Annotated in this window: 1 pseudogene; it reads right to left on the bottom strand. The window is 62.8% G+C overall.

The features are described 5' to 3' along the window. Positions 1–222, bottom strand: a pseudogene (locus A3736_RS06565) (1-acyl-sn-glycerol-3-phosphate acyltransferase); the annotation flags it as partial. Between the last annotated feature and the right edge of the window lie 170 nt (positions 223–392).

The raw sequence follows: 392 nt of genomic DNA, 5'->3' as shown, positions 1-392 counted from the left end.
CTTCACCGCATACAGCACCGGCTCGTCCAGCGGTGCGCCTTCGATCTTCAGCTCGACACCCAGCAGATTGACCACGCACCAGCGCTGCAACCCGCTCCAATTGCTGACGCGGCGACGGAACACCTCCCACCCGAACGGGATCGACAGCAGCGCCGCCGATGTCACCACGATCGAACCGAGGTAGAAGACGAGGTAGAACGCGATATTCCGCAGCACGATCATGCCGGTATCCCCTGCGATACCGTCGCTAGCAGCAGCTTGTTGTATTCGAGGAATAGCTGACGGAAATCGGGATCGGACGGCACCGCATCCTCCACGATCGTCACATCCTCGGGCAGCGCGCCGCGCGGCCTCCGAAATGCGCGGCGCATGTGCCAGTCGGTGGTGACGAG

Origin of the sequence: Erythrobacter sp. HI0063, from assembly GCF_001635685.1 — a bacterium.
Taxonomy (GTDB): Bacteria; Pseudomonadota; Alphaproteobacteria; order Sphingomonadales; family Sphingomonadaceae; genus Qipengyuania.
The sequence above is the reverse complement of the archived record's forward strand: the minus strand, read 5'-3'. Positions and strand labels throughout refer to the sequence as shown.